21 protein-coding genes and 1 pseudogene are annotated in these 23,126 nt (G+C 63.7%); 14 read left to right on the top strand and 8 right to left on the bottom strand.

The window, feature by feature from the left end:
* Positions 1-7 precede the first annotated feature (7 nt).
* From ALII_RS0102105 to ALII_RS0102090, 4 genes are all read left to right on the top strand, one after another.
* Entirely contained in the window at positions 8-955 is a 948-nt protein-coding gene (locus ALII_RS0102105; RefSeq protein WP_024585685.1) for a 3-keto-5-aminohexanoate cleavage protein, read from the top strand.
* Positions 955-1,458: a GNAT family N-acetyltransferase gene (locus tag ALII_RS0102100; protein ID WP_024585684.1), complete on the top strand. Its 504-nt coding sequence runs from the start codon at positions 955-957 to the stop codon at positions 1,456-1,458. Before ALII_RS0102105 ends, ALII_RS0102100 begins: the two co-directional genes overlap by 1 nt.
* Entirely contained in the window at positions 1,455-2,495 is a 1,041-nt protein-coding gene (locus ALII_RS0102095; RefSeq protein ID WP_024585683.1) for a histone deacetylase family protein, read from the top strand. Before ALII_RS0102100 ends, ALII_RS0102095 begins: the two co-directional genes overlap by 4 nt.
* Before the next feature lie 355 nt (positions 2,496-2,850).
* On the top strand, positions 2,851-4,221 hold the full coding sequence (locus ALII_RS0102090) for a hypothetical protein (RefSeq protein ID WP_152529502.1): 1,371 nt from the start codon (positions 2,851-2,853) through the stop codon (positions 4,219-4,221).
* A 251-nt stretch (positions 4,222-4,472) separates the two neighbouring features.
* Here ALII_RS0102090 and ALII_RS20910 read toward each other — a convergent pair.
* Both ALII_RS20910 and ALII_RS23030 read right to left on the bottom strand, forming a co-directional pair.
* Positions 4,473-5,187: pseudogene (locus tag ALII_RS20910) on the bottom strand (SOS response-associated peptidase).
* Positions 5,136-5,399, bottom strand: coding sequence for a hypothetical protein (locus ALII_RS23030; RefSeq protein WP_152529501.1), 264 nt, complete (start codon positions 5,397-5,399; stop codon positions 5,136-5,138). Before ALII_RS23030 ends, ALII_RS20910 begins: the two are co-directional and overlap by 52 nt.
* Before the next feature lie 83 nt (positions 5,400-5,482).
* On the opposite strand from ALII_RS23030, the gene ALII_RS0102080 reads away from it, so the two are divergent.
* Positions 5,483-5,914 carry a S24 family peptidase gene (locus tag ALII_RS0102080; protein ID WP_051375749.1) on the top strand — a complete coding sequence of 144 codons (432 nt, stop codon included), beginning with the start codon at positions 5,483-5,485 and terminating at the stop codon, positions 5,912-5,914.
* Positions 5,915-5,917: 3 nt separating this feature from the next.
* On the top strand, positions 5,918-7,195 hold the full coding sequence (locus tag ALII_RS0102075; RefSeq protein ID WP_024585680.1) for a Y-family DNA polymerase: 1,278 nt from the start codon (positions 5,918-5,920) through the stop codon (positions 7,193-7,195).
* A gap of 284 nt (positions 7,196-7,479) precedes the next feature.
* On the opposite strand, the gene ALII_RS0102070 is transcribed toward ALII_RS0102075, so the two are convergent.
* The 5 genes from ALII_RS0102070 to ALII_RS0102050 form a co-directional block, all read right to left on the bottom strand.
* Positions 7,480-8,766, bottom strand: a complete 1,287-nt coding sequence (locus tag ALII_RS0102070) for an ArgE/DapE family deacylase (protein ID WP_024585679.1) — start codon at positions 8,764-8,766, stop codon at positions 7,480-7,482.
* 13 nt (positions 8,767-8,779) lie between these two features.
* Positions 8,780-10,393, bottom strand: a complete 1,614-nt coding sequence (locus tag ALII_RS0102065) for an ABC transporter ATP-binding protein (protein WP_024585678.1) — start codon at positions 10,391-10,393, stop codon at positions 8,780-8,782.
* Positions 10,390-11,226 carry an ABC transporter permease gene (locus ALII_RS0102060; protein ID WP_024585677.1) on the bottom strand — a complete coding sequence of 279 codons (837 nt, stop codon included), beginning with the start codon at positions 11,224-11,226 and terminating at the stop codon, positions 10,390-10,392. The genes ALII_RS0102065 and ALII_RS0102060 overlap by 4 nt, the downstream gene beginning before the upstream one ends.
* Positions 11,223-12,194: an ABC transporter permease gene (locus ALII_RS0102055; protein WP_024585676.1), complete on the bottom strand. Its 972-nt coding sequence runs from the start codon at positions 12,192-12,194 to the stop codon at positions 11,223-11,225. The genes ALII_RS0102060 and ALII_RS0102055 overlap by 4 nt, the downstream gene beginning before the upstream one ends.
* Positions 12,195-12,275: 81 nt before the next feature.
* Entirely contained in the window at positions 12,276-13,832 is a 1,557-nt protein-coding gene (locus ALII_RS0102050) for an ABC transporter substrate-binding protein (protein ID WP_244437252.1), read from the bottom strand.
* Positions 13,833-13,989: 157 nt separating this feature from the next.
* Between ALII_RS0102050 and ALII_RS0102045 the strand changes: the two genes are divergently transcribed.
* Complete coding sequence (locus ALII_RS0102045; RefSeq protein WP_024585674.1) at positions 13,990-14,787, top strand: IclR family transcriptional regulator; 798 nt, start codon at positions 13,990-13,992, stop codon at positions 14,785-14,787.
* Positions 14,788-14,806: 19 nt separating this feature from the next.
* Positions 14,807-16,384: an acetolactate synthase large subunit gene (locus tag ALII_RS0102040; RefSeq protein ID WP_029660103.1), complete on the top strand. Its 1,578-nt coding sequence runs from the start codon at positions 14,807-14,809 to the stop codon at positions 16,382-16,384.
* A 149-nt stretch (positions 16,385-16,533) separates the two neighbouring features.
* Here the strand turns inward: ALII_RS0102040 and ALII_RS0102035 are convergent, their stop codons facing one another.
* The gene (locus tag ALII_RS0102035) at positions 16,534-17,469 is read right to left on the bottom strand and encodes a LysR family transcriptional regulator (RefSeq protein WP_244437249.1); all 936 of its coding nucleotides are present in this window, start codon (positions 17,467-17,469) and stop codon (positions 16,534-16,536) included.
* Positions 17,470-17,599: 130 nt separating this feature from the next.
* On the opposite strand from ALII_RS0102035, the gene ALII_RS0102030 reads away from it, so the two are divergent.
* From ALII_RS0102030 to ALII_RS0102005, 6 genes are read left to right on the top strand one after another with little or no spacing between them, the layout of a single operon-like run.
* On the top strand, positions 17,600-18,577 hold the full coding sequence (locus ALII_RS0102030; RefSeq protein ID WP_024585671.1) for a tripartite tricarboxylate transporter substrate binding protein: 978 nt from the start codon (positions 17,600-17,602) through the stop codon (positions 18,575-18,577).
* Positions 18,578-18,597: 20 nt separating this feature from the next.
* Entirely contained in the window at positions 18,598-19,077 is a 480-nt protein-coding gene (locus ALII_RS0102025) for a tripartite tricarboxylate transporter TctB family protein (protein ID WP_024585670.1), read from the top strand.
* Positions 19,077-20,597: a tripartite tricarboxylate transporter permease gene (locus tag ALII_RS0102020; protein WP_029660102.1), complete on the top strand. Its 1,521-nt coding sequence runs from the start codon at positions 19,077-19,079 to the stop codon at positions 20,595-20,597. The genes ALII_RS0102025 and ALII_RS0102020 overlap by 1 nt, the downstream gene beginning before the upstream one ends.
* A 34-nt stretch (positions 20,598-20,631) precedes the next feature.
* Positions 20,632-21,585 (top strand): 2-hydroxyacid dehydrogenase, encoded by a 954-nt coding sequence (locus ALII_RS0102015; protein ID WP_024585668.1) that lies wholly within the window; start codon positions 20,632-20,634, stop codon positions 21,583-21,585.
* A 16-nt stretch (positions 21,586-21,601) separates the two neighbouring features.
* Entirely contained in the window at positions 21,602-22,534 is a 933-nt protein-coding gene (locus tag ALII_RS0102010; protein ID WP_024585667.1) for an NAD(P)-dependent oxidoreductase, read from the top strand.
* A 3-nt stretch (positions 22,535-22,537) separates the two neighbouring features.
* Positions 22,538-23,119, top strand: a complete 582-nt coding sequence (locus ALII_RS0102005; RefSeq protein WP_024585666.1) for an amino acid synthesis family protein — start codon at positions 22,538-22,540, stop codon at positions 23,117-23,119.
* Positions 23,120-23,126 lie beyond the last annotated feature (7 nt).

Below are 23,126 nucleotides of genomic sequence, written 5' to 3'. Positions count from 1 at the left end.
GCAGACCATGGCTTTGAAGAAGACCAACGGCCGCAAGGTCATCATCACCTGCGCGGTCACCGGCTCGGTCCACACGCCGACCATGTCGCCCTACCTGCCGCTGACGCCCGACCAGATCGCGTCGGATGCGATCGCGGCCGCCGAGGCCGGAGCGTCGATCCTGCATCTTCATGCCCGGGATCCGAAGGATGGGCGCCCGTCCGCCGATCCCAAAATCTTCATGCAGTTTCTACCGCGCATAAAGCAGTCGACGGACGCGGTGATCAATATATCGACGGGCGGATCGTCGCTGATGACGGTGGAAGACCGGCTCGCCGCAGCCCTGCGCGCGAAGCCCGAAATGTCGTCCTTCAACATGGGATCGATGAACTTCGCGCTCTTTCCCGCGCTCGACAAGCAGGCCGAATGGAAGCACGACTGGGAGCCGAAGCTGCTCGAAGCGACGCGCAGCTCGATCTTCCAGAACACCTTCGCCGACATGGAGCACACATTGTCGGCGCTGGGCGAAGGCTGCGGAACGCGGTTCGAGTTCGAATGCTACGATGTCGGGCACCTCTATTCGCTTGCTCATCTGCGCGATCGGGGTCTCGTGAATGGGCACATGTTCGTCCAGTTCGTGTTCGGAGTGCTGGGCGGCATCGGCGCTGATCCCGAGAACCTCACCCACATGAAGCGGATCGCAGACAAGCTTTTCGGCGACGACTACAGCTTCTCGGTGCTGGCGGCGGGCCGCCATCAGATGCCGATGATCACGATGGCGGCGGCCATGGGCGGCAATGTCCGCGTCGGGCTGGAGGACAGCCTTTATGATGGGCGCGGCACGTTGGCGAAATCCAATGCCGACCAGGTGCGCCGCATCCGCGCCGTTCTCGAAGCTCTCTCGCTGGAGATCGCGACGCCCGGTGAGGCACGCGAACTCTTGGGATTGAAGGGCGGCGACCGGGTCGCATTCTGATGGCTGCCCTGATCGCAATCCGCCCGGCGCTCGAAGCGGACGTGGAGGCGATCCATGCCGCGCTCCTGCAACTGGGCGATGCGCTCGGCCAGCGGAAGAAGATCACCGGCACCGCCGAAGACCTGCGTCGCGCCGGCTTCGGTCCCGAGCCGGCCTTCCATGGGTTGATTGCGGAAGCGGAAGGCGTTCTGGCGGGACTGGCGCTGTTCTTCCCTATCTTCTCGACATGGCTCGGGCGGGGCGGCGTTTTCGTTCAGGACCTCTACGTCGCCGGCGAGTTTCGCGGGCGCGGGGTGGGCGAGGCGCTCGTCCGCGCCGTCGCGGCATGGTCGGCAGAGCGCGGCGGCGCCTATCTGCGGCTATCCGTCGACGTCACCAACCTTCGTGCGCAGACCTTCTACGAGCGCGTCGGGATCACATATCGGGAGGACGAGCGGGAGCATGGCGCCTATGGCGATGCATTCCAGAACCTTCTGCGCGCAAATAAACAGGAGCGGCCGTGAAAGCCTATTACGCTGACGAACAGAAGCACCACGATCCCAAGGCGTTCCTTTCGAGCGGTGCGCCCCAGCCGAACCCGGAGCAGCCCGAACGGGTCGAGCGGCTGCTTGCTGGCGCTCGCGCGGCAGGGCTCGAGATCGAGCGCCCGCGCGACCACGGCCTTGGCCCCATCGCCGCGGTCCACACGCCCGAATATCTCGATTTCCTCGAGCACATCTACGCGCGCTGGCAGCACATCGCGGGGGCATCGGCGGAGGTGATCCCCAACATCCACCCGATCGCGCGGGGCGGCAGCTATCCGGCGTCGGCCGTTGGCCAGGCCGGGTACCATATGGCGGATACGGCCTGTCCGATCTCTGCCGAGACGTTTCAGAGCGCGTGCTGGAGTGCCTGGAGCGCGGTCGATGCGGCCGACGCGGTGGCGACGGGGTCGTCGGCCGCCTATGCGCTTTGCCGCCCGCCCGGCCACCACGCCTTCGCGGACGTCGCCGGTGGGTTCTGCTTCTTCAACAATTCGGCGATCGCTGCCCAGCGTCTGCTGGCTGGAGGGGCGGAAAGGGTAGCTATCCTCGACGTCGACCTCCACCACGGCAACGGGACGCAGGGCATCTTCTACGCGCGGTCCGACGTGCTCACCGTCTCGATCCATGCCGACCCGGTGCGCTTTTACCCGTTCTTCTGGGGCCACGCCGACGAAAGGGGCGAGGGGCCGGGGCTGGGCTACAACCTTAACCTGCCGCTGCCGCGCAAGTCCGGCGATGACGAGTTCATGGCCGCGCTGGAGCCGGCACTGCGCCGCATCCGAGCGTTCGCCCCTAGCGCGCTAGTGGTCGCGCTCGGGCTTGACGCGTTCGAGGGAGACCCATTCGGCGGACTTTCAGTGACCACCCCGGGGTTCGCACGGATGGCCGCCGCGATCGCCGGCCCCGGCATGCCGTCGGTCATAGTGCAGGAGGGCGGCTATCTCTGTGACGCGCTCGGCGCCAATCTGACAGCGTTTCTGGGTGCGTACCAATCGTGCATGACTGGCCGCACGTAGCAGTGTTCGCTGCGATGCAAGCCGCCACCTGTAAACGAGCCCATTTCGAGCGTCGAGACGGTCAGGCTGACACGCATGAGTCGGCGTTATGGGCGCCAGAGAGAGTGGCGATGGGGCTTTGTTCCGAGCATTTGCTAGAGAATGCCAAGAGATCAAGCGAGGCACGCGAACTCTGCTGATCGTCTGCTCCGACAGTCTTCAAGCTCCTTCAGCCGCTCCATGGCGGGGGGCGACGTCGCCGGGGAAACAGGCGATGCTTAGCAGTCAGTGCCATTAACGGTCGTTCCCTACTCCTGCATTCCGTTATACTTTTACAATGGCATAGGGCGTGACCGTCTTCCGGGAGGACAACGGCGTGCAGCACACATCCGGAAAAGCCGAGGTCGATAGGTTTTACGAATCCCTTGATGAGAGGGAACGCGCGGCGGTTCTTAAAGGCGACGAGCAACTCGAGGCGGCGGAAGGCACCGACACGGAAATAACTTTCGTAAAGGGCGAAGCACTCCTATCCGTTCATACGTCGGTAAGCGTCGGTACCTTCTCGAAATGGTGCTCTGTACGGTGGGCCTACCATCGGAGCTACGCCTACAAATACATGCGGGTGGCCCGGCGGCTATCCGGCTTTCGGCGGCGCATTGTTGCAGCCCAGGTCGAGAGAGCCACGGTGATGGAACTCGCCTCGAAGCCGGAGAAAGTGGAGGAACTGCTTGCAATTTTCGAAGCAGGCCGGCGCCTGACCTTCGCGAAGGCCAAGGCGATCATAGCAGCCGGCGGTCCGGATCAAGGGCAAGTTGAGGGCGGTGCGGAACAAGGCGGCCCGAAGGGGATTCGGCGCCTCCATGCGGCCAAGCGCAGCCACATTCCGGAATTGGCAGGCCGTCTGGAGGGCATTGTGCGGTCCATCGAGGATGCGCTAGCTGCTCCCCGTGTACAGAAGGGTTCGCTCGCCAGAAAAGTCGTGATGGAAGCGCGTCAGGCACGCGCGGAATTCTTCAACCTGTGTTCTTTCGTCCACGCGCCGGATGCCACTGAAGCGAAGCGCGGCCCGATCGAGTTTCCTGTCGGTAGCCGGTGGCGTCAAGTCACCAACGTGCTCTACGATCTCGGCGGTATCGACTTATGGCCGGCCAAGAAGGACCTTGCGGCTTGGCTGCATGAGATGGTTCTGCCTCCTCTGCGCTGGGCTGCGCGCGCTGAGGAGCCGGCAACGGATCTCGACCAGGTCAGCGACGTCGATGCCGGGCGCTTGGCCGGCGGGCCTACCAAAAAACAGGCGCCTTCCCCCACGAGCGATGAGTATGATCTGTTGATGAGCGATGCGGGCGAGGGGGACGCGTGCGAGATTCTCACCTCGGCGAGCTCTGAGTGGATGCACGCAACGCCGTTGGCTGGCTTCTGGATCGACGCGGAGGGAAGGACGATGGCGGCGATCAACAGCCGCGCCGTGCGTCGCGTGCCACGCGAGGACATCTCCAAAGCGGTGGAATTCCTGGTCTTTCTGCGTCAGCATTTCATTTCCCGGGGAACGTCGCCTGCGGAGACGGATGAAGCATGCCGCCAGACGGCCGACGTCCTGTCGGACCTTATGGTGTGCGGTCGCCGGGTCGAGGAACTGCCTGGACCTTCGTCGCGGCTGCGGGCGCAGGTCGCAACAGCACTAGTATGGCGAGCCAGGCGTGAGAGCGGCCATCCGGTGTCCCAAACGGGCTCCGGCTCAGCTAGGTGAGGTCGGCACGCACCCCCGATCTTGAACAATGGTGGTTGTAGAAACGTTTCTACAGTGGCCGGCGTATGCACGTTGGGTCATCCGACCCTGCAGCACGCGCCGCTTCGCGGACTTGGTGAAAATTGGCTGAGTTAAATCCGCGCGCTGATGATCGACCATGCGAAGCAGCGCGTAGACATATGGCTCTAGCGCGTCGGCGCAATCGTGAAACCGCTCAGGATCGAGCACGGACCGACTGGGCGGTTTGATCTTCATGCAGCGACCTCAACGAGCTGATCGTCTGGCAGGGGCCGTTGCAGCGCCTTCGCTTCATCCCATGGCGCGCGCAGCCAAACGTCGATTTCTTCGGTGGTCGTCAGGAACACCGGCATCGCCTTCGGGTGGATCGGCGCGACGACGGCGTTCGGCTCGGTCGTCAAGAACGCAAAGATGTCGGCTGTCACCATGCCTTCCTTCGCCTTGCGCACGCCGGTCCAATTCGTCCACATGCCCGCAAAGACGAAGAGCGGCTATCTGATCGATGGCGAACCAATGCAGCGGCAGCTTGCCGTCCGGTCCGCGCACGGTGCCGTATTCGGAGAACGATGTCGCAGGCACGACGCATCGGCTCTCGATACCCTGCCACGGTCGCCAGTGCGGCGAGGTCAGGTTGCGAACGTTGGTGGTGCCGAGGTCCGGCTCGATGGCCAACAGCCGCTTGAACTCTTCGTCGTCGATGTCCTTTCCCTTTGCCCGCATCTTCTCGGTGCGCTTTACGGTCGCATCGAAGATCGCCTTCTTTGATGACGGCATTCCCCAGCGCGCTCGAACCAGCTCGCGCTCGCGATCCATGCCTTGCCGCACGATGGGCGCTGGATAGTCCGGATAGACGTCCTGCGGCTCGAGGTTGCCGACGCGGTTCGTCATCGCGCGCGTCAGTTCAAGGATCGCCTGCGGGCCAATTGTGATGTTGTAGAGATTGCACAAGGCGCGCCCCTCCCGTCAGCCATTGGCAGTTGGATGGGGACGGCCTCGCCGAACGCACGGTGCTCGCCGCAATACCATCGCGGCTCCGCGCGCCCGGTCGAAAAGCCGAAGCTGCCCCAGCGTGTGCATCCTGGATGCGTGCACCAGTGCTCGAAAATGCCCGCTGGCGACTGCGGCAGGTGTGGGACGGCCTGTGGTTCATCTGCAATCATCGAGACAACTCCTCCTCGCTTCGACGCAAGGTAAGACACAGGACGGCTAGTCGTGCAAGTTTGTTCGCGTTATGTTCGTGTCCATGCTCAGTCCCGTCCGCATCCCGAACATCATCGACCGCCGCTCCTATCGGCGTGTCAGCATCAATGTCGCGGCCGGGTTTCCATCGCCCGCTGCCGACGATCAGGAGGACACGGTCGATCCGTTCGCATGGGTCGTTCGCCACGAGAGCGCGACGTTCTGGTGGCGGGTTTCGGGTGACAGCCTCGTCGATGAAGGCATCTTCAACGGTGACCTGATCGCGGTGGACAAGGCGGGCAAGGCACGGCCGGGGCGCATCGTTCTGGCGGTGGTGGAAGGCGGGGTCACGGTCAAGGTGATCGAGCGGCGCGATGGCGAGTTGTGGCTGATGCCCCGCTCGCGCAAGCAGAACTATCCGCCGATCCGCATGACCGAGGATTGCGAGATCTGGGGCGTTGTCGCCGGGGTCGTGCGTCGCTATCCGGTCGAATGACCCATGGCCGATCCGTTGGCCCTGATCGACTGTAATAATTTCTACGTCTCCTGCGAGCGCGTCTTCGACCAGAGGCTGGTCGGCGTGCCGGTCGTGGTGCTCTCCAATAATGATGGCTGTGCCGTTGCTCGGTCCGATGAGGCCAAGGCCCTCGGCATCAAGATGGGCGAGCCGCTGCACCTGTTCCGCGACAAGGTCGAGCGCAACGGCATCAAGGTGCTGTCGTCCAATTACACGCTCTACGGCGACATGAGCCGCCGCGTCGTCGGCGCTCTCCATGCTTTCTCACCATCGCTCGAAGTCTATTCGATTGACGAGACCTTCGTCGATCTGTCCGGCTTTGGCGGCCGCATGGTGGGACAGGCGCGGGGCATGCGTCAGGCCGTGCGCCAACTGACAGGCATTCCGACATGCGTCGGCATCGGCCCGACCAAGACACTGGCCAAGCTCGCCAACCATGTCGCGAAGAAGAACCCTGTCTTCGGCGGCGTTTGCGACATGATGGACGCCACGATCCGAGCCATTTGCCTGCCTCACATCGCAGTCGGCGAGGTATGGGGTGTCGGGCGTCGCACCGAGGCCAAGCTGCTTGCGCAGGGTGTGAAGACGGTCGCCGACCTGCGGGACATGCCCATGGCACTTGCGCGCAAAGTAGGCACCGTTGTCCTGGAGCGGACGGTCGCCGAGCTGAATGGCGTGCGCTGTCTCGACGTGGAAGAAGTTGAGCCGCAGCGCAAGGGCATGGCGGTGACCCGGTCACCCGGCACGCCGATCACGGACATCGACACAATGGGCCGAGCGATCACCGCTCAGGCCACCCGCGCTGCCGAGAAGCTGCGTCGCCATGGTCTTGTCGCCGGAACCCTGACCATCTTCTACCACACCAACCCGCATCGACCGGACCGGCCGCAGCGCCATGCCAGCAAGTCGATGGCGCTCAAGCCGATGTCAGCAGACACGTTCGATCTTGTCGAGACAGCAATGCGATGCCTGCGGGCGTCATGGCGGACTGACAGGCTTTACTGCTTCACCAAGGCAGGCGTCATCCTCGATGACCTGCTGCGGCCTGACGAAGCTCCACAGATGTTGTTTGCACCCACTCGTCCCCGCGACGGCCGCCTGATGGACGCCCTAGATCAGGTCAATGACCGCTTCGGCAAAAAGTCGCTCGTGCTGGCCAGCGAAGGGTTCCGCGACAAGAGCTGGCACCTCAAGGCTGAGATGCGGACGCCGCGATATACGACGCGGTTGGCCGAATTGCCAATACTGGAAGTGGCTTAAGGGAGTCCGCTACCGACCCCCAATGGGACGTCCTGCATTTGCAGCATCGATCCCAAGAACTGCCATTTGAGCTTGTGGGATAGCAGCTGCTCGCCATCGTGGCGGGGACCGAGGGAGTGTCCGATCCTCCGCGCTAATCGGAAGCCGTCCGCCGCTCGGCCACAGCGTTGCCAACCGCAGGACGGTGCGCGGCCGTGCAATCGAGCTGGGTGAATCCGCAGCCGAGACAGCGCGAATGTGGCTCAGCCTCGCATACTCAGAGTGCTTTTCTCGGACGCGAAATTTCAATCCAACTCTTCCAGGCCGCACCATTCTGCGACGAACAGGGCCATCGCCGCGGTGATGCGCTTCAGCGACGCGAGGCTGACGCGCTCGTCGAAACCGTGGATGTTCTCCGAGATCGGGCCGTAGCAGAGGGCCGGAATGCGATCGTAGAGCGCATAGACACGGGTATCGAGATAGCCGGGGGTCATGAAGGTCTTAAGCGGCGTACCGGTCGCGGCTTCGTGCGCGCGGCCGAGAACCGCCTCCGCCTCCGAGCCGGGCTCGAGCACGTAGCCTTCCGCGTGGAAGCCGTTGAAGATGATTTCAGGCGGGTTGTTGGCGAGGAAGCTGTCGGCACGCGCGGCTGCTCGCAGGTGATCTTCGATTTCCTTCGCGGCTTCTTCTGCGGTGGTGCCGGGATAAAGCGAGATGCGGCAGTCGATGCGGCACCAGGCCGGCACGGAGGACGCCCAGTCGCCGCCCTCGATCTTGCCGATGTTCAAATTGATCGGATGCGCCTCGTCCTTGAAATGCTCATGGTCGCCCTTGCGCGCGTTCAACTTCGCTTCGAGTTCGCGCAGCGACGCGATCACGCGGTAGGCGGCGTCGATGGCGTTCGAGCCGGACGCCATCTCGCGTACGTGAACGGGCAGCCCGCGCAGTTCGACCTGGAACCAGAGGACGCCGGTATTGGCGCGCACCAGCATTTCTTCTTCCGGCTCGGGGATCAGCACGGCGTCGGCCCTGTAGCCGCGCAGATGCGTCATCAGCGCGCCGTTGCCGGTCGATTCCTCTTCCACGACGGACTGGATATAGACGGTCGCGGCCGGCTGCAGGCCGATGGAGCGCAACGCATCGAGCGCCGCGATATTGGCGATGTGGCCTGCCTTCATGTCGGCGCCACCGCGGCCATAGAGCCAGTCACCTTCGACGGCGGGCTCGAATGGCGGGCGGCTCCACATCTTCGCCGGCCCAGTCGGAACGACGTCGACATGGGCCTGCAGGATGAGCGAGCGGCCTTTTTCCTCGCGCGGCCGGTGGATGCCGACGACGATGGGCGCACGCGAATGCTCAGGCGTGAACGGCGCGCCGCCGGGGTGCCGCGTAATCGCGTCCTCGTCCATCTCGAAGCGCTCCATCGCATAGCCGCGCTCGCGCAACAGCCGGAACACGTGATCCTGGATGGCGTGCTCCTCGCCGCGCAGCGACGGGAAGCGGATCATCTCCTGCGTCCGCGCAACCTGGTCGTCGAACCCGGCCTCCACGGCGGCAATGATCCTGTCGCGCAGGTCGGATGCGAGGGGCATGGATGGTCTCCGTTCAGTTGGCATGGGCGAAGGCGTCGCGGCCTGGAACGGCGGCGAGCAGCTTGCGCGTGTAGTCGTGGGATGGGTTGGCAAAGAGTTCGGTCGTTGACCCAAGTTCGACGATGCGACCGCGCTGCATGACCGCGATCCTGTCGCAAATCTGGGCGGCGACGCGCAGATCGTGCGTGATGAAGAGTATGGCCACGCCGAGGCGGTTCTGGATGTCGCGGATCAGGTCGAGGATCTGCGCCTGCACCGAGACGTCGAGGGCCGACACCGCCTCGTCTGCGATCAGCACTTTTGGGTCGAGCGCGAGCGCGCGTGCGATGCCGATGCGCTGGCGCTGCCCGCCGGAAAATTCGTGCGGATAGCGATCGGCGGCGCCGGGCGTCAGGCCGACGAGATCGAGCAGTTCGCGGGCGCGCGCCATCGCTGCCTTCTTGTCGACGCCTTGCGCGATCGGACCCTCGGCGATGATCCGCCCGACCGACCGGCGCGGGTTCAGCGAGGCGTAGGGGTCCTGGAAGATCATCTGGATGCGCGCCCGGTGCGGGCGAAGCGTGCGCTGCGTCATCGCCTGGATTTCGACGGCCTCCAGCCGGATCGTGCCGTCGTCGGGCTCGATCAGCCGCAGGCAGCATCGCCCGACCGTCGACTTGCCGGAGCCGGATTCGCCGACGAGGCCCAACGTCTCGCCCGGACGGATTTCGAACGAGACGTCATCGACTGCCTTGACCTCGCGCCCCTTGGTGAAGAAGCCGCCGCTCCTGTAGGTCTTGGCCAGGCCATCGACCTTGAGGGCGGGCGCGGCCTGCTCGACAGTGCGCGGTTGCGGCGGCGTGATCGATGGCACGGCTGCGATCAGCTTGCGCGTGTAGTCGTGCTGTGGCGCGCGCAGCACGTCGGCCGTCTTTCCCGTCTCGCAGATTTCACCGTTCTGGAGGACGACGATGCGGTCGGCGATCTCTGCGACGACGCCGAAATCATGGGTGATGAAGAGCACGGCCGTACCGTGGTCGCTGCGCAGCCGGTCGACCAGCTTGAGAATCTGGGCCTGCGTGGTGACGTCGAGCGCCGTGGTCGGTTCGTCGGCGATGAGCAGCTTGGGCTCCAGCGCGAGCGCCATGGCGATCATGACGCGCTGGCGCTGGCCGCCGGATAGCTGGTGCGGGTAGACGCGCACGATGCGCGCCGGATCGGGCAGCCCGACCTCCTCGATGAGGTCGAGCGCGCGCTTCTGGCGGGCGCCCGCATCGAGCGCTCCGTGCGCCTCGAACATTTCGCGGATCTGGTCGCCGATGCGCATCAGCGGGTTGAGCGAGGTCATCGGCTCCTGGAAGATCATCCCGATATGACGGCCGCGCACCTGTCGCATGCCGCGATCGCCGAGCTCCAGAAGCTCGCGGCCGCCGAGCCTGATGCTGCCTCCGGCCACCTTCACCGCCGGTGGCAGGAGTCCCATCACCGCATGGGCCGTCATCGACTTGCCGGAGCCGGATTCACCGACGACGCATAGTGTCTCGCCGGCGGCGATCCCGAAGGACGCGTCCTTCAGCGCGAATGCGCGGTCGGCGACGCTCGGCAGGGAGAGCGAAAGCCGTTCGACCTTGAGGATCGGCTCGCTCATTTGCGGACCTCCTTGCGCAGGCGCGGATTGAGCGCGTCGTTGATGCCTTCGCCGACGAGGTTGAGCGCCAGCACGGTGAGGAAGATCGCAAGGCCCGGAAAGAAGCTGATCCACCACGCGTCGATGATCCGCGAGCGGCCGGCACCGACCATATAGCCCCAGGTCATCAGGTTCGGATCGCCGAGCCCGAGGAAGGAGAGGGAGGATTCGAGCAGGATGGCGGTCGCCACCATCAGCGACGCCATGACGATGATCGGCGCCAGCGTGTTGGGCAGGATCTGCGTGAAGATGATGCGCGGCGTCGACTGGCCGACGGTGATTGCGGCCTGGACGTATTCGCGGGTTCGAAGCGACAGCACCTCGCCGCGGATCAGCCGCGTGACGGGCGGCCAGGAGACGATGGCGATGGCCAGCACGATCGACGGCAGCGACGGTTGCAGGATCGCCACCAGCACGATCGCGAGCGCGAAGCTCGGAATGGTCTGGAAGAATTCGGTGAAGCGCATCACGACGTCGTCGACGATCCCGCCGAAATAACCCGCGACCGCGCCGAGCGGCACGCCGATCAAAAGGGCGGCGACGGTCGAGACGATGCCGATCAGGAGAGACACGCGCGCGCCGTGAACGATGCCGGCCGCGACGTCTCGTCCGAGCGTGTCGGTGCCGAGCAGAAAGTTGCCGTCGAGCGGCGCCCCCATCGGCCGGCCGACCATGCGCCATGGCGATTGCGGGTAGAGCATCGGCGCGAGAACGACGAGCGCGACGAGCAGGACGAGGAGCGCGAGGCCGATCAGGGCGCCACGATTGGCGGCGAAGCGGGAGAACGCATTCATGTCGAGGCCTCGATGCGGGGGTCGACCAGGCGATAGATGATGTCGGTGATGAGATTGAAGACGACCACCATCGCCGACGAGACGAAAAAGACGCCGAGCAGGACCGAATAGTCGCGCTGGGCAAGCGCTTCGAACATCAGCCGGCCGATGCCGGGCCAGGCGAAGACGGTTTCGGTCAGGATCGCGCCGCCGACGAGTTGCCCCGCCTGCAGGCCGGCCAGCGTGACGACCGGCAGAATGGCATTGCGCGCGACGTGACGTCGCGTGATGACGGAAGGCGACAGGCCCTTGGCGTAGGCGGTCTTGACGAAGTCGGCGCCGGCGACTTCCAGCATGGAGGCGCGCATCATGCGGGCATAGATCGCGGTGAAGAACAGGCCGAGCGTCAGCGCTGGCATGACGAGATGGCGGCCGATGTCCAGCGCGCGCTCGAAGCCGATATAGCCGGCGCCGATGGTCTCGAAGCCGACATTGGGCAGCCAGCCGAATTTCAGCGAGAAGACGATCTGGCTCATCAGCGCGATCCAGAACAGCGGCGTCGCATAGAAGACGAGCGCCAGCGTGGTGATCGCGCTGTCGGACCATTTGCCGACGCGCCGTGCGGCGAGCGCACCGAGGACGACACCGAGCACGAGCGAGATGAAGAACGCCGTGCCGGTCAGGAGCAACGTCGCGGGCAGGCGGTCGAGGATCAAGTCGAGCACGGGCTGCTGCTGGCGGTAGCTGAAGCCGAGATCGAAGGTGGCGTAGTTGGAGAGGTAGGTCCACAGCTGCTCGTAGAGCGGCCGGTCGAGCCCGAATTGCTGGCGGAGCTGTTCGAGGAACACTTCATCGCCCGCACCAGCTTCTCCGGCCATCACCTGGGCTGGATCCCCAGGGGCGGCCCGCACGAGAAAGAAGTTCAGGACCGCGATGGCGAAGAGCACGATTACGCCCTTGCCGAGCCGCATTGCGACGAAGCGCATCAAATCCATTTCAAGCCAATCCTCTCATCCGCCGCATTTGCCGTCCGGCCCGATTCGACCGGACGGCAATGATAGATGAGACGCCTATTCCTTCCAGGCGTCGCGGAACCCGTCATTGACGCCGATGGCGGTGGTGACAAGGTTCTTGACGTTGCAGCGGTGGATCGTCGGGTAATCCATTTCGAGGAGCCAGAGCACGGGCAGGTCTTCGGCGAGAAGCTTCTGCATCTGCGAGTAGAGCTCTTGGCGCTCGTCCTCGCTTGGGGTGATGGCAGCGGCTGCGAACAGGCGGTCGGCCTCCTCGTTCGAATAGCCGCCGACATTGGCAAAGGGGCTGCCCTTGATGATGTTTGACGAGATGTAGCTGCGCGCAACGCCGATCGCCGGGTCGCCGAGCTGGTAGAGGAAGTTGAACGTCATGTCGAAGTTCCACTCGCTGGTGCGCTGCGTCCAGCCGGGAACGTCGGTCGTGACGATCTGCATGTCGACGCCGACATCGGCGAGGTTCTGGCGGACCGCCTCGGCCCAGCGCGTCCACGTCTCGCCATAGGGCAGGGCAAGGAACTCGACCGGCTCGCCGTCATAGCCCGACGCTTCGATCAGTTCGCGCGCCTTTTCCGGGTCGTATTCGTAGGTCGGAACGTCGGCGTCGTAGAAGCGCGTCTTCGACGAGATCGGGCCGGTCGGAATTTCGCCGAAGCCGTTCCAGACGACGTCGCGGCCGAATTCGCGGTCGATCGCGTGCATCAGCCCCTGGCGGAACTGCTGGTTGCCCAGAATGCCGTTGCGGTGGTTGATTGTGATCCAGGCGTGCGGGGCGAACATTTCCCAGCCTTTGCTGGTCACGCAGGAATTCTCGAGTTCGGACAGCCGTGGCACGTCGAAGATGTCGACGGCACCGCCGGTCAAGACGTCCACGTCGCCGGTCTCGTAGGCCACCGCGCGCGCGGCCGCATCCGGGATGAAGCGCCAGTAGATTTCGTCGAGATAGGGCCGGCCGTCCATCCAGTAGTCCTCGTTCTTAACGAGGTGGACGTAGGACCCCCGGTTCCACTCCTGGAACTTGAACGGGCCGGTGCCGATCGGCGTGTTGTTCATCGGGTTGGAAGCGAATTCCGTCCCCTCGTAGATGTGCTTGGGAACGATCGGTGCCGAAGCCGTCTCCATCGCCAGCAGGAGCGGACCGAAGGGCTGCTTCAGCGTCAGGCGGACGGTGTTGTCGTCGACCTTCTCGATGGTTTCGACCTGGTTGTTGACGATCGGGCGCCAGCGCGGATGAACCTCGCGCAGGAAGACGTCGAGCGAAAAGACGACGTCGTCGGCCGAGAACGGCTCGCCATCATGCCAGGTGACGTTTTCCTGCAGCTTGAAGGTGTAGACGGTGCCGTCTTCCGAAATTTCCCAGCTCTGGGCGAGCGATGGCTGCGGCTCGAGCGCCTCGTTGAAGCGCAGGAGGGATTCGTAGATGTTGCCAGCGATCATGTTCGTCGGGCCGTTCTGGTTGAGCGCCTGCATCAGCATCGGCGGCTCGGGCGTGACGACCACGCTGATGCTGCCGCCCTCGACCTGCGCCTGGGCTGCAGACGATACGGCAAGCACGAAAGCAGCGACGCCGGCTGCAAGATAGGTGCGCATTCTCATCGGACTCTCCATCGGACCTGATCGCGATTGTTCCCTGTCGCCTGACGCCGTTTCCCGGTCTTGTCAGCCTGACCCCGGGGAGTAGACCAATGGTGGACAAGCGTGTCAATAGATGATATCAAGTGTCATCTAGTGACATTATCACTGTGTGGCACCCATGACTGATATCGCTGTTTCGGAGATGAGGCTGACCGCCAAGCCCGGCGTTCCCGTCGTCAGGGCGCTGGAGCGCGGCATTGCGCTGATGCGGGCGTTTTCGGCCGCCCAGCCGCGCCGGACGCTGACCGAACTGGCGCGGGCCGCCGAACTCGACAAAGGCACCGCGCGCCGTCTCCTGCACACGTTGCAGAGCGCAGGCGTCGTCGACCATGACACGCGCAACGGCTTTTATTCTCTTACTGTCGGGCTGCTCGAAATCGCGTCGGCCGTCGATACCGGCCGTGAGCTGCGCGAGGTCGCGGCTCCCTATCTGGGCGATCTCGCAGACCGGATCGGCGCGACGTCCTTCCTGTGGATTCCGCATGAGGGCATGGGGCTCTGCGTCGAGCGGGTGCGCGCGGCGATCCCCAATGTCGATGCGCCCTGGTTCACGGTCGGCACGCGCACCGCTCTGAATTGCGGCGGCGGGCCGCGCGTGCTTCTGGCCTACATGTCGCCGCAAGACCAGGAACATGCGCTCGCCCAGCCGATGCCGAGGCGCACGCCGCTGAGCCTCACCGATCCCGAAAGCCTGCGGCAGGAAGCGTTGCGCATTCGCGAACAGGGCTACGAGTTCGCCATCGACGATTTCGTGCTCGGACTTGCCGGGCTCGGCGTGCCGATCTTCGGCCATGACGGTCGGTTCGTTGGATCGCTCAGCATTTCCGGACTGACGGCGCCGCTCGTATCGGAACTCGACCGCAATGTCGTGCTGTTGCGCGAGGCTGCACGTGCCATCGGGCGCAAGATCATCTGAAATGGAGGCGCAAGCCGCGATGGACACCAAATCCAACCAGCTCAACGGCGCGGAAAGCCTGGTCGAGACTCTGCTCGGCGCGGGCATCGACACGTGCTTCGCCAATCCCGGCACGTCGGAAATGCACCTCGTCGGCGCGCTCGACCGCTATAGCCGGATGCGTTGCGTGCTCGGGCTGTTCGAAGGGGTCGTGACGGGGGCGGCCGACGGCTACGCCCGCATGACCGGCCGGCCGGCGGCATCGCTCCTCCATCTCGGGCCGGGGTTCGCCAACGGCATTGCCAACCTCCACAATGCACGCAAGGCCGGCACGCCGATGCTCTCCATCGTCGGCGAGCACGCCACCTACCATCGCCAGTACGACGCCCCGCTGTCGAGCGACATCGAAGGCTTGGCGCGGCCCGTCTCGCACTGGGTGCGCACGAGCATGACGGCTTCCGCGCTCGGCAGCGACGTCGCCGCAGCCATCGAGGCATCGGGCGAGGGCGGCGGCAAGGTCGCCACCCTCATCGTCCCGGCCGACGTTGCCTGGAATTCGGGCGGCCAGCCGGTGACCGGCTCCGGCCGGGCCGCGCCTCAAATTCGCACCGACGAAGCCTTGGTCGCTGAGGCGGCCGCTACGCTGCGCAAGGAAGGCGCGGCACTCTTCATCGGCAGTCCGGGCCTGCGCGACCCGGCCCTTTCGGTCGCAGGCCGCATCGCAGAAGTCACCGGCTGCCGCCTGATCGGCCCGACGAGCGCCGCCCGGGCCCGCCGCGGGGCAGGAACGGTGGCGGTCGAGCGCGTGCCCTATGTCGTCGACCAGGCTCTGAACATGCTGTCCGGTATTCGCCACGCGGTCTTCTGCGGCATGACCGAGCCGGTCGCCTTTTTCGCCTATCCGGGAAAGCCGAGTCTCGTTCTGCCGCCGGAGGCTGAAATATTTTCGGTCAGGACCCGAGCTAATGAAGTCGCGACATTCCTCGATGCGCTCGCAGACCACCTTGGAGCGTCGAAACCGGCCTCGGCCCATCGCCTGCTTGGGCGCGGTGAGCGTCAGCCAGGGCGGGGCGGCATGACCCTCGAAGGCCTCGGCGCGTCCATCGCCGCACTCCTCCCCGACGACGCGATTCTCGTCGACGAGTCGATCAGCGCCAGCTTCAAGCTCCTACCGGCTCTGCGACAGACCGCGCCGCACGATCATCTTCAATTAACCGGCGGCTCGATCGGTATCGGATTGCCGCTGGCGACGGGAGCAGCAGTCGCCGCCCCGAACCGCAAGACCGTCTGCCTGCAGGCCGACGGCAGCGCGATGTATACGCTCCAAGCGCTGTGGACGCAGGCGCGTGAACGGGCGAATGTGGTGACCGTGCTTCTGGCCAACGGCACCTATGCGACGCTCCACCGCGAATTCGCCAATGTCGGTTTCGGCGTGCCGGGCCCAAACGCCATCGCCATGATCGATCTCGACAAGCCCGATCTCGACTGGGTTCGGCTTGCCGAAGGCATGGGCGTGCCGGCCAAGGAGGCTGATGACCTCGATGCCTTCAATGTCGCGTTCCAGCATGCACTGTATGAAGACGGTCCTTGCCTGATTGTGGTGAACTACACAGGCTAGGTCGGCTCAAATAGCGCAAAAAAAATGTAAGGTCTTGCCAGATCAGTCTATCTGAGTACCGCGTCGAGTATGCCGATGTCACGATTTCGTCAACTATGATTCAGAGCCAACTTCGCACTCCGGTCGACTTCTACGGCCACGAAGCTTGCCTACTGCAGCTGCTGCGAGAAGTCGCACATTGACTTTGCCAGTTGCGATATCTGTTCCTTGAAGTCCATTAGTCCTGATTTCCGATACATTGCGACATAGGGTATGGACGGAAGTTCTGGCTGGGTTTCGAGCACGGTCAGCTTGCCGTTGTCGACTAGCGGTGCAAAACAGTCGCGCGGCAGATAGGTCACGCCGAGACCGGCCACGGCCATTCCCAGAAGAGCGACAAGGCTGTCGCTGGAAACCTGATTGCGCAGCACCACCGCGTGCGACTTCAGCCATTTGCTGACCCATTGCCCTGACCCCGAACGACTGCCCTGCATAAGGACGGTGAATTCGGCGAGTTCCCCGACCGAGATTTGACGCGCGTGGCCGATTAGGCGCGGGCTGCCCATCCATACGTTCTGGCTGTGTGCCAGCGTCACCGTTTCGATCTGCGGATCGGCGAATGCGTCCGGCACGATGATGAGATCGAGATTGTCCTCCAGGAGACGGTCGTAAAGGTTTCGACCCATGTCGACCTCCGCCGTTATAACGAGGCGGGGATAGATTTCGCGCAAGTGCCCGATGAAACGCGGCAGCCACGTCAAGGCTGTCAGTTCGGTTACGCCTAGCCGTAACTGGCGTGCCGGTGCCTCGCTCCGGCCCGAAAGATTGGTGACCCGCTGGCTGAGTTCCAGCATCTGTTCGGCGAGGATGAAAAGTTCCTCGCCTTTTTCGGTCATCCTTGCGGTGCGCAGCGAGCGATCGAAGAGCGGCGTGCGGGCCGCCAGCTCCAATTCACGTATGCGTTTAGAAATGGTGGACTGCGTGGTGTTGAGCTTTGATGCCGCGCGCTCGAACGTGTCGAGCTTGCCTATCCAATACAACGCTTCGAGCTGCTTGAGGGTGACCAAAATCGGGAACCAAAGAATTGGGGAAGGACATTCCTTCATGGAATGAATTTATATGAAAATATATCGCTTTTAAGAAAATGTCATCAACCGCTATTCCTTCGTACGACCAATGCGGGGAGGCAGCGGTTTGCGAGGTGATGGCCCGCAAGGGTCTTTTTGGGAGGAAGTCATGTTTACGAGACGCAATATTCTGGTTGCCGGAGTCGCACTGGCTGCGATGGCGCCGTTGGCGGCAAGCGCTCAGGACGCTGCCTATCCCGCAAGTTCCATTCGCATTATCGTGCCTTTCGGAGCTGGCGGCGGCACGGACGCCGTTGCACGCATGGTCGCGGCCGGTCTCAACGAACGCCTCGGAATTCCGGTCAACGTCGAAAACCGACCGGGTGCGGGTGGTGTCGTCGGAAGCAACGAGGTTGCCAGAGCGGCCGCTGATGGTTCGGTGATCGGCCTCCTGACATCCTCTCTCGACAGCTACGAAGCGCTGGGACGCGGCGATATCAATTATGAAAGCTTCACCGCCATCTCGCTGGTCAATTTCGACCCGGCGGGCGTGCAGGTGCAGTCTTCCTCGCAGTTCGAGAATTTGGAGCAGGCGGTTGAGGCGATTCGCACCGATCCGCAGGGCTTCACAGCATCTGCCAGCGGTATTGGCGGTCCGTGGCACATCGCATGGATTTCCCTGATGCAGGCGATCGACGTCGACCCGACCTCAGTCGTATTCATCCCCAGCGAAGGCGCAGGGCCATCTCTCAACGAGCTCGTCGCCGGTGCGGTCGATTTTGTGCCGTCGTCAGTTGCCGAAGCCAACGCGTTGATGGATGCGGGCAACGTCCGCTCGCTTGCGATCATGAGCGCCGAGCGCCTCGAAGCGTTTCCGGACGTACCGACGGTCGAGGAGGCAATTGGGATTCCCGTTGTCTCCGGAGTGTGGCGCGGTTTTGCCGGCCCGCAGGGCATGGACCCGCAGACCGTCTCGATCCTGGCTGGGCACATTGAAGACATCTATAACTCGGACGAGTTCAAGCAGCAGATGTCCAATCTCGGTTACGGCATGACGTGGGCGAGTGGCGACGAGTTCACGCAGTTCATGTCGCAGGCTTACGACTCCACGGTCCAGGTTTTGGAAGCCGCCGGCTACGCGCAATAACAGATCGGCGAGGGGACGGCATGAATAAGCCCGACATCTGGATCGGCGCGCTTCTGCTGGGCGTCGCACTCGCGGCGCTCGTTGAAGGCTGGGGCTTTGCCTCGGTCCCGGGCATGGGCTTCGGCGCCTGGACCTTTCCGTCCGTCATTTCCCTCGGTCTTGCCGTCGCAAGCACCGCGCTCATTGTCACGAGCATGGTGGCGAAGCCAGTCGGCGGAGGCGCGGACGAGGTCACGCCCGAAAAGCTCGGCATGCGCGACGTCGCTGGGCTGGTGCTCGTGGCCGTCGCGCCGATCGCCTATATCCTCGCCGCGCCGACCGCCGGCTTCTTCATCTGCGCCAGCGTCATCATGACTGTCCTTTCGCTCTGGTTCTGGGGCGGCTTGATTCGCTGTTTCGTGCTCGCACTCATCGCGGCGGGCGTGCTGGAACTGATCTTCGCAAGGGCGTTCATGGTACCGCTGCCGCGCGGCTGGTTCTCGATCGCGGGCATGATCTGATGATCGATATCCTTGTCAGTTCGGCCGGGCTCGTCTTTACGCCTTATGTCCTCACCGTCATTCTCCTTGCCTCGTGCTTCGGTCTTTTCGTCGGTGCCATTCCTGGGTTGTCGGCGACGATGGCGACGGCGCTGCTGGTGCCGCTGACCTTTGCCATGGACCCGGTGCCGGCACTTGGAGCCATTATCGCGACCAGTGCGATGGCGCTTTTCGCAGGAGATATCCCAGCCGCGCTCCTTCGGATGCCTGGAACGCCTTCCTCGGCCGCCTATGTCGACGACCTCTACAAGATGACGCAGCGCGGGGAGGGTATGAAGGGCCTTGCCGCATGCCTCGTCTTTTCCGCGCTGGGCGGATTATTCGCGACGATCGTCCTGATGATCGGCGCCCCCGTTCTGGCGCGCTTCGCCGCCAATTTCAGTTCCGACGAATATTTCTGGCTTGCCGCGCTCGGGCTGTCCTGCGCCGTGGTCATCTTTGCCGGTTCGCCACTCAAAGGCATGATATCGCTTCTGATCGGCCTGCTGATCGCGTCCGTCGGTACGGATCTGAGCACTGGCAGCATGCGCTATACGTTCGGCTATCCGGAATTGCAGGCCGGCATCGGCTTCGTTCCGGCGCTGATCGGCATGTTCGCCTTGGCCGAAGTGTTTCGCTTCGTCGTCGACCGGAACGTCATCAAGGCGCCCGCTAAACCGGTGGACTTTCATCTGATGAAGCAGGTACGTGATCTGATGCGCGATTACTGGCGCGCGAACGTACGCGGCAGCCTGATTGGAACCATCACCGGCATACTTCCGGGCGCCGGCGGCGGCGTCGCGACGTGGATTTCCTACGCGGTCGCCAAACGCTTCTCGAGCAAGCGCCAGTCCGAGGAGGATAAGAGCCTGAGCGCCGTCGTCGAGGCGTCCTCGGCCAATAATTCCTCGCTCGGCGGTGCCTGGATCCCGACCCTCGTCTTCGGCATTCCCGGCGATGCCATCACCGCGATCGTCATCGGCGTGCTTTTGATGAAGGGCATCCAGCCCGGGCCGCAGGTCTTCACGCAGACCGCAGACATGGCCTATGCGCTGTTCATCATCTTCATTCTCGCCAATCTCCTGATGATTCCGCTTGGCTATCTGGCAATCCGATCGGCCAACAACATCCTGCGCATCCCTCGCGAAGCGCTGATGCCGATCATCGTGCTTCTGGCGATCGTAGGTGCGTTCGCGGTCTCCAACTCCGCGTTCGACATCGGCGTCATGGTCGCACTGGGCGTCCTTGCCTTCTTCATGGACCGCTACGGCTTTCCAATAGCGCCGGCCATTCTTGCCATCGTCCTGGCGCCGATCCTCGAACGCAATCTCCTGATGTCGCTGATGAAGGCCCGCGGAGACCTAATGGGCCTCGTCGACCGGCCGATCGCGATGCTGCTGGCATTCCTGACGCTGCTGCTTCTTGCCGCGCCGGTCTGGTCCTTCGTCCGCAGCCAGATGGTGCTGCGCAAATCGCGACAGTCTGCCAACCCACCGCTGTAATCAGCATTCGCAATCACCGTTCGGAACTGCCTTCATGAAGCCTGTTCTCCTCATCCTCGTTTACCTGTCCGAAGAACATCGCCAACTCGTGGGCGAGCGCTACGACATGATCTATGCCCCCAATGGCGACTTGGGCGCTGACCGCACGAACGGCGCGCGTGAAATCGCGGCGCGTGGCGACGAGATCGAGATCGTGCTGACCAACGGCACCAATGGGCTCTATGCCGATGAGATCGCCGCATTGCCGAAGCTGCGTCTGATCTGCACGGTCGGCGTCGGTTTCGAGAATGTCGACCTGCCTGCGGCGAGCGCGCGTGACATTCCCGTATGCAATGCCGCCGGCACCAATGATGCGGCCGTCGCCGACCATGCGATGGCGATCCTGCTCGCTGCGATCCGCCGCATTCCCTTCCTCAATTCGGGCGTGCGCGAAGGGCTGTGGCGTGACGACATCCCGCGTCCGCCGCACGTCTCTGGCCGCCGCATTGGCATCTTCGGCCTCGGCGCCATCGGCAAGGCTGTGGCAAAGCGCGCGGCAGGCTTCGACATGGAAATCGGCTATCACAGCCGCACGCGCCGCGACGATTGCGGCTTCCAATGGTTCGACGACATCGTCAGCCTGGCGCGCTGGTCCGATTTCCTCATCGTCGCCGCGCCCGGCGGCAAGGATACCTATCACGTCGTCTCGACCGAGGTTCTCGACGCGCTTGGCCCCGACGGCGTCGTGGTAAATATCGCGCGCGGCACCCTGGTCGATACCGCCGCCGTCGCATCCGCACTGGCGGACAAGCGCATCTGGGCCGCCGCGCTCGACGTCTATGAGCACGAGCCGACACCGCCTGCCGAGCTTCTCGGCTTCGAGAACGCGGTGCTGACACCGCACATTGCAGGCATCTCCCCGCAGGCGATCCACGCATCGGTGATGCGTTTCGTGGAGAACGCTGAGGCCTTCTACAGCGGGCGTCCGCTCCTGACGCGCGTGAACTGAACATCAAGGAACAAACATGGACGAGATACGCACGGTCGGGCTGGTCGGCATTGGCAATATCGGCAAGCACTTCGCCACGCGCCTGATGGCGGCGGGCTTTGACGTGATCGGGTTCGACGTCGATCCCGGCGCCGCCGCGGCGCTTGAGAAGGCCGGCGCGAAAACCGTGGACAGCATTGCCGAGCTCGGTGCGTCCGTGGAAACGGTTCTGCTGTCCTTGCCGACCCCGGGCATCGTCAAGGAAGTGATCTTGGGCGAGGGCGGCCTGACGTCGGGCGGCAAGGTGCGGCTGATCGTCGACCTGTCGACCACCGGCCCCGCCGTGACGCGCGAGATCGCCGGCGGTCTGGAAGGTTCGGCTATCCAGTTCATCGGTGCGCCGGTAAGCGGCGGCACCGCCAATGCCGAACAGGGCAAACTCGCCGTCATGGCGGCCGGTCCGCAAGCGGCCTGTGAGCGCATCCGTCCAATACTGGACGTGATCGGTCGCAACATCTTCTATCTGGGCGAGGATCCCAGCCTCGGGCAGACGGTCAAGATCGTCAACAACACCCTTTACGCGACGACGATGATCGCCAGTTGCGAGGCGCTGGTCTACGGGGTCAAGGCGGGCCTTGATCCGCAGACGCTGCTCGACGTCATCAACGTTTCGAGCGGCCGCAGCTTCGCCACGCTGGAACGCATTCCCCAATGTGCGCTCGACGGCAGCTTCCCACTTCGCTTTACGACCGAGCTTTTGCACAAGGACGTGAAGATGTGCATCGACGATGCCGAACGCATCGGCGCACCGATGCAGGTCAACCCTGTCGCCCGCCAGTTTCTCGCCTTCTCCATGACGCAGGGCGGCGGTCGCAAGGACAATGTCGAGGTGCTGCGGCACATCGAGCAATGGGCCGGCGTCGAAGTGCGATCCGGTCCGCAATCATCCGAAAAGAAGAAGGAGGCGTAATTCATGTCCCTCGAAGTCAACGTCCGCAAGTTCGCCGTCAACGTCGAAACGGTGATGCACGAGAACGGCCCCGTGGCCAACCCGCCGCTGCGCATCGGCGCAGCCTATGCGGTTGTCGAAAACCCCTATGCCGGGCGCTATGTCGAAGACCTGACGCCCTTCATGGACGCCCTGAAGCCGCTCGGCAAGGATCTTGCCACACGTCTTGCCGAGGCTCTGGGCGGCCGCGATGCTGTCCAGGCCTATGGCAAGGGCGCGATCGTCGGTGTGGAGGGCGAGCTTGAGCACGGCGCGATCTGGCATGTCGCGGGCGGCTGGTCGATGCGCGACGTCGTCGGCGGCAAGGCTATCGTACCCGCCGCCAAGACCGTTGCCTATACGGGCTATCGCCTGCCCGTGCCACTGTTCCACAAGGAAGCCTCCTATGTGCGCGGCCACTTCAACAGCATGGAAATTGGCGCCATCGATGCGCCCAAGCCGAAGGAGTTGCTCTACGGGCTTGTCATGGCAACGGGATCGCGCGTCAACAACCGCCTTGGCGGCTTGAAGCCGGAAGATATCTCAGTCAATGACGGCCAGCGCTAACGGGCGC

This window comes from Aliihoeflea sp. 2WW, from assembly GCF_000497755.1.
Taxonomy (GTDB): domain Bacteria; phylum Pseudomonadota; class Alphaproteobacteria; order Rhizobiales; family Rhizobiaceae; genus Aliihoeflea.
This window is presented reverse-complemented; position numbering and strand designations above follow the sequence as displayed.